General features: G+C 64.5%; 6 protein-coding genes. 2 read left to right on the top strand and 4 right to left on the bottom strand.

The genetic code is table 11. The features are described 5' to 3' along the window. A partial coding sequence (locus G3N98_RS38290; protein ID WP_346779129.1) for an MFS transporter occupies nt 1-520 on the bottom strand: 520 nt, incomplete at its 3' end. 131 nt (nt 521-651) lie between these two features. Between G3N98_RS38290 and G3N98_RS38285 the strand changes: the two genes are divergently transcribed. Next, nucleotides 652-1167 (top strand): MarR family transcriptional regulator, encoded by a 516-nt coding sequence (locus G3N98_RS38285; RefSeq protein ID WP_089472792.1) that lies wholly within the window; start codon nt 652-654, stop codon nt 1165-1167. 379 nt (nt 1168-1546) lie between these two features. Next, nucleotides 1547-2677 carry a DUF4034 domain-containing protein gene (locus tag G3N98_RS38280; RefSeq protein WP_206151029.1) on the top strand — a complete coding sequence of 377 codons (1131 nt, stop codon included), beginning with the start codon at nt 1547-1549 and terminating at the stop codon, nt 2675-2677. Between the two features lie 300 nt (nt 2678-2977). On the opposite strand, the gene G3N98_RS38275 is transcribed toward G3N98_RS38280, so the two are convergent. The 3 genes from G3N98_RS38275 to G3N98_RS38265 form a co-directional block, all read right to left on the bottom strand. Further along, a complete protein-coding gene (locus G3N98_RS38275) occupies nt 2978-3682 on the bottom strand; it encodes a glutathione binding-like protein (protein ID WP_174934120.1) in 705 nt (234 codons plus the stop codon). Between the two features lie 182 nt (nt 3683-3864). Further along, nucleotides 3865-4989, bottom strand: coding sequence for a porin (locus G3N98_RS38270; protein ID WP_206151028.1), 1125 nt, complete (start codon nt 4987-4989; stop codon nt 3865-3867). A 223-nt stretch (nt 4990-5212) separates the two neighbouring features. After that, the coding region (locus G3N98_RS38265) for a helix-turn-helix transcriptional regulator (protein ID WP_077181828.1) at nt 5213-5423 on the bottom strand (211 nt) is incomplete at its 5' end.

Raw genomic sequence — 5423 nt, 5'->3', positions numbered from 1 at the left:
CCCCGGCCGGCAGCGCCCAGCCCGCGAGCGCGGGGAGCCAGCCCCACTGGGCCGCGGCGAACGGCGCGACGACGCTCGCGAGCACGGCACCGCCCATGATCGACGTCGAATAGACGCCCATCGCACCGCCGATCCGCGTCGCGAAATGCGCCTTCACGAAGCCGGGCAGCAGCGCCTGCACCATCGCGATCCCGACGCCCGCGCAGCAGGCGCTCGCGAGCAGCAGCCACGCGTGCTGCGCGCCGATGCGCGACACGCAGGCGAGCCCGATCAGCGCGACGCCGAGCCAGACGCCGCCCGCGATGCCGGTCAGGCGCTGCAGGCGCCGCGCACTCAGTGCGCCGAGGCCCATCAGCAGGATCGGGATCGTCGTCAGCAGGCTGGCCAAGCCGTCACTGATGCCGGTCGCGCGCTGGATCATGTCGAGCAGCGGGCCGACCGCGGCAAGCGCCGGCCGCAGGTTCAGCCCGACCAGGACGATGGCGGCAAGCCGCCATCCGGGGGAAGTGAAGCGATTCATTGCAAGGCCCTCGATATCGGTGCGCGGCGCCCTCCGGTGAGGTGCCGCGCTTTTCATGTAAAGTATCTCGACGTCAAGATAAATGCTGATTTATCTCGACGTCAAGATAACTGGTGAGCCGAGGAGGGTTAATGGATCGAGCCGCGCATGCGCTCGCGCAATGGCGCGCCGAGCGTCCGGATCTCGACGCGTCGTCGATGGTGGTGATGGGGCGGCTTCAGGAAGCGGCGCTCGTGATCGCGCGCGACCGTCTCAATCCGCTGTTCGCGCGCTACGGGATGCAGCCGGGCGAATTCGACGTGCTGGCCACGCTGCGGCGCGGCGGGGCGCCGTTCGCGCTGACGCCGACGGCGCTGTACGACGCGCTGATGATGTCGTCGGGCGGGATGACCGCGCGCATCGACCGGCTGCAGAAGGCCGGGTGGGTGGAGCGCCGTCCGAACCCGGCCGACGGGCGCGGCACGCTCGTCGCGCTGACGGATGCGGGCCGCGCGCTGATCGATGAGGCAGTCGTCGCGCATATCGACAACCAGCGGGAGTTGCTGGCCGTGCTGTCGGATGCGGAACAGGCGCAGTTGTCGGAACTGCTGGGAAAGTTGCTGGCGGGGTTGGGAGATGGGGCGTCGAAAGGGGCGGACAGCAAGTAGCGCCGCCGTATGCGTGACGCAAACGCACGTCGTGGGCCACGAGGTTCTGCTTGAATTTTCGTGCGTGCACGAATCGCACCGTGGACGTTCAGTCATGGATTCCGAAATCCTGCTCTCGAGCGCGCGCAAAAAACGTTTCAATGTCGAAACGCGTCGACGGGGGCGCCCATGGTCAGCGCGTCATGTTTGACCGCCGATCGGAGTCGAACCGGACTCGATCGGCAAACGCGCATCTGGATATTGGACTTCGAAAGTAGGTGAATTCGCCGACATACATGGCTGGGAAAATGGCACATAACTTGTAAAACTGACTGCAGGAAATACCCAGACACTGCGATTGCGATTGATCTGAAGTATTCACGGGTACCAGGCGCCTAAAATGATTCGAAGAATCTTGCTCTGTTGCTGGATATGTGTCGCATTCCATGCTGTCGCGTGCACGGCGGAGACGACTGATCCCGATGCGGCGCAGAGGCGCGCCATACTCAAGGAAGGCCGGTTTGCCGAGCTGGACCATGCCATGACCGCCGTTCAGCAGGCCTATGAGCACGGCTCGATCAGCGACGAGCGGTTAGTCGAGGCATTCCGCGCCTTTTACTTCGCCGACCCAGACCTGGAGCCGAAGTTCGACCAATGGGTCGCGCAGTTTCCGCGGTCCTATGCGGCGTTGTTGGCGCGCGGAATGTACTACGAGGCGTTGGGATGGGTCAGGCGCGGCAGTGCATATGCCCGGAGCACCAGCGATCGACAGTTCGCGGGAATGAGGGCCTATCACAGCATGGCGCTGCGCGACCTCTCGAAGTCGACTGGATTGACTGCAAAGCCCACCGTGTCATATATGCAGGAGATCGAGATCTGGAAGGGTCTTACCGGTACGAACAAGGAAAGCCGCGAGTTGCTCGACGAGTCCGTCAAAAGGGACCCGGGGAACATAGTGGTCAGGCGCACCTATCTCGTCTCGATACAGACAAGATGGGGCGGGAGCCCTAAACAGATGGCCGCCTTTGTCGACGAGTGTCGGCGGTTCCCTCTACCGGCAACGACGCTACGAGAGTTCGACGCGATGGTCATTGCAGATAAAGCCTGGGTCATGTATCGCGACAAGGATGATCCCGGCGCGGAAAAGGCTTACGCCCAGGCGCTCGCATTGATGCCAAACGACCCGGACATGCTGACACAATTGAGCGACGTACTCATCCACGAGCACAAGTACGAGCAAGCAGTCGCACCTTTGTCGAAGCTGATCGGCATGAATCCGAATAACAGTTACGCCCTTTCCAAAAGGGGCGCAATTTATCAAGGCATGAAACAGTCCGAACGAGCTGTTAAAGATTACGAAAAGGCCGCCGAGCTGGGCGATGATTTCTCCGAAAATGAATTGGGCAAGTTCTATTGGTTCGGAATTTCAGTGCCCCGTGACAAGGAGCGTGCGATCAAGTTGTTTCGCCGCGCCGCAGAACAAGGTAACAAGGATGCCGAAAAGAATCTTGCGTGGGCGTTGCAGGGATAGTGAAACGCTGCTCACTCGGAAGCAGTCATACGCGGATCGCGGGACCGGACGCTATGCGACTGTCCGCAAGATCTGACGGCGCGAAGGCGGCAATCGACTGACTGCGGTTCGCTACCCGAGCGGGCATGACGTTCGAGTGCCGATCCGGGCGCTCAGGCGAACGGATGGAAGTGGCCGAGAGCCGTCGGTCTTCCCGGCGCTCCCCGCGAATTTGAGATGAACCTCAAAAGCCCGCCGCGCAATGCGGCGGGCGTGCAAGTCGCGGGCCGCGGCCCGCACGGCGTGCGACCGCTTAGCCCGTCAACCTCGCGCCGGAATATTGAGCCCACGCTCGACAGCCGGACGCGCAACGAACGCGTCGAGCACCCGCTTGACGTTCCGGAATTCGCTGAAGCCCACGAGATCCCCCGCTTCGTAGAAGCCAACGAGGTTCCGCACCCACGGGAAAATCGCGATGTCGGCGATCGTGTAGGCATCGCCCATCACCCATTGCCGATTCGCGAGATGCGCGTCGAGCACGCCGAGCAGGCGCTTGGACTCATCGACGTAGCGGTCGCGCGGACGCTTGTCCTCGTAGTCACGGCCGGCGAACTTGTGGAAGAATCCGACCTGGCCGAACATCGGCCCGATGCCGCCCATCTGGAACATCACCCACTGGATCGTCTCGTAGCGGCCCGCGAGATCCTTCGGGATCAACTGGCCCGTCTTGTCCGCGAGATAGATCAGGATCGCGCCCGATTCGAACAGCGGCAGCGGCTTGCCGTCCGGGCCGTTCGGATCGATGATCGCCGGGATCTTGTTGTTCGGGTTCAGCGACAGGAACGCGGGCGACAGCTGGTCGTTCGTGTCGAAGCGCACGAGGTGCGGCTCGTACGGCAGGCCGGTTTCCTCGAGCATGATCGACACCTTGACGCCGTTCGGCGTCGGCAGCGAGTAGAGCTGGAGACGGTCGGGATGCTGGGCCGGCCACTTTTGCGTGATCGGGAAGGCGGACAGGTCGGGCATGAAGGGTCGCTCGTCGAAGTGAAGGATCCGCGCCCCGTTCCTGCTGCCGCACGCGCCACGGTCGATGGCGAGACGGCAGGGCGGAGCGCGCCGAAAACGCCCACTGTAGCCGATCCCGCGGATCGATGCAGGCGGTGGCCACGCGCGACCGCCGCGGCATCGCCAGGCGCCGCCGGCAACCGTCAGAAGTTGTGCCGCAGCCCGATCATCGCGGCCGTCGTGCCGACGCCCGGCGCAACCGGCTGCCCGTACACGAGCATCTGGTCCATCGTGCCGCGGTTGTTCACGTGGCCGATCTGCGCATAGACCATCGTCCGCTTCGACAGGCTGTAGTCGGCCGCGAGCACGACCGCCGTCGACTTGTTCGCCGAGACGTTGCGATCCTTCAGGTAATACACCGCGGACGTCACCTGCAGCGCGGGCGTGAAGCGATAGCCGATGCCGGCCGACAGCATGTCGAGGTTCACCTTGTCCGCATGCGACGGATTCCTGCCGTTGCCGTACGACGCCGACACCGAGAAATCGTGGATCGTGTATTTCGCGCCGACGTAGATGAAACGGTTGTTGTCGACGCCGGTCGGCGCGACGCCCGGCGCCGGGCTCGTGTCGTGGCCGTTGTAGTAGGCGGCCGAAGCGTTCAGCCCGTCGTTCGCATACCTGAGCACGACCGACTCGCGCGTGCCGCCCTGGAACTGCCCGGCCACGCCGCCCGGCGCGTATTCGAGCGCGATCGACGCCCCCGCGAAGGTCGGCGACTGGTAGACGAGCGCATTGCTGTCGTACAGCGCGCCGATCGCTGCGTTGGTGCTCGTTCCCGACCAGCCGGCCGCCGTGTTCAGGCCGAGCCACGCGATCAGCACGCTGCCGAAGAACTGCGCGTTGCGCACGTCGGTGTCGGCCATCGCGTAGATCATCGGCACGATCTGGCGGCCGGCCGTGAACGTGCCGAACGGGCCCGACACGCCGAGCGACGCGACCTGGTTGAAGATCGCGACGGCGCCCGGCGTGTCGCTCAGCTGCAGCTTGCCGCTGCCGCTGTCGAACGAGCCCTGCAGCTTGAAGTTGACCTTGTAGCCGCCGCCGATGTCCTCGCTGCCCTTGATGCCCCAGAAGCTCGAGTAGATGCCGCCGTCCTTCATGCGGAACACCTTGCCCGTGTTCGGCGCGGTCGGGCTGAACGACGCCGCCGACGTGCTCTGGTACAGCAGGCCCGAGTCGATCACGCCGTAGAGCGTGACGGAGGATTGGGCATGCGCGAGCGCCGAACAGCCGGCGAGCGCCGCGAGCGCGGCCAGTTTCGTCTTCATCGAAGTCTCCAGGGTCGTATTGGGCCGGACGGGATCGAGCCCGTCCGGGTGAAGCAGGGAGGCTAGCGGGAAGGTGTGACAGGCGACGCCCGCCTGAGCCGTGCGGAAAGACTACGCAACGGCGGGCGGCCGCTCCCCCCCATGCGCGGGGGGCAGGGTTGCGGAGAATCGAAGGAAAGCGGGCGCGACGATGCGCCCGACTGGCGAAACCGGCGTTACGACGTCAGGGCGCGCTTTCGAGGAGACCCAGCACCAGCGCGCGGCGCACCGCATGCTTGCGCGAACTGGCGTCGAGCTTGCCGAACAGGTTCTTCAGGTGCCACTTCACGGTTTCCTCGCCAACGGCCAGCGCCACCGCGATCTCCTTGTTAGACAGGTTGCGCGCAAGCAGCTCGAGAATCGCGCGCTCCTTGGGCGTCAGCACGACGCTCGGG

It is taken from the genome of Burkholderia sp. Tr-20390, from assembly GCF_017104595.1.
GTDB lineage: Bacteria > Pseudomonadota > Gammaproteobacteria > Burkholderiales > Burkholderiaceae > Burkholderia.
The sequence above is the reverse complement of the archived record's forward strand: the minus strand, read 5'-3'. Positions and strand labels throughout refer to the sequence as shown.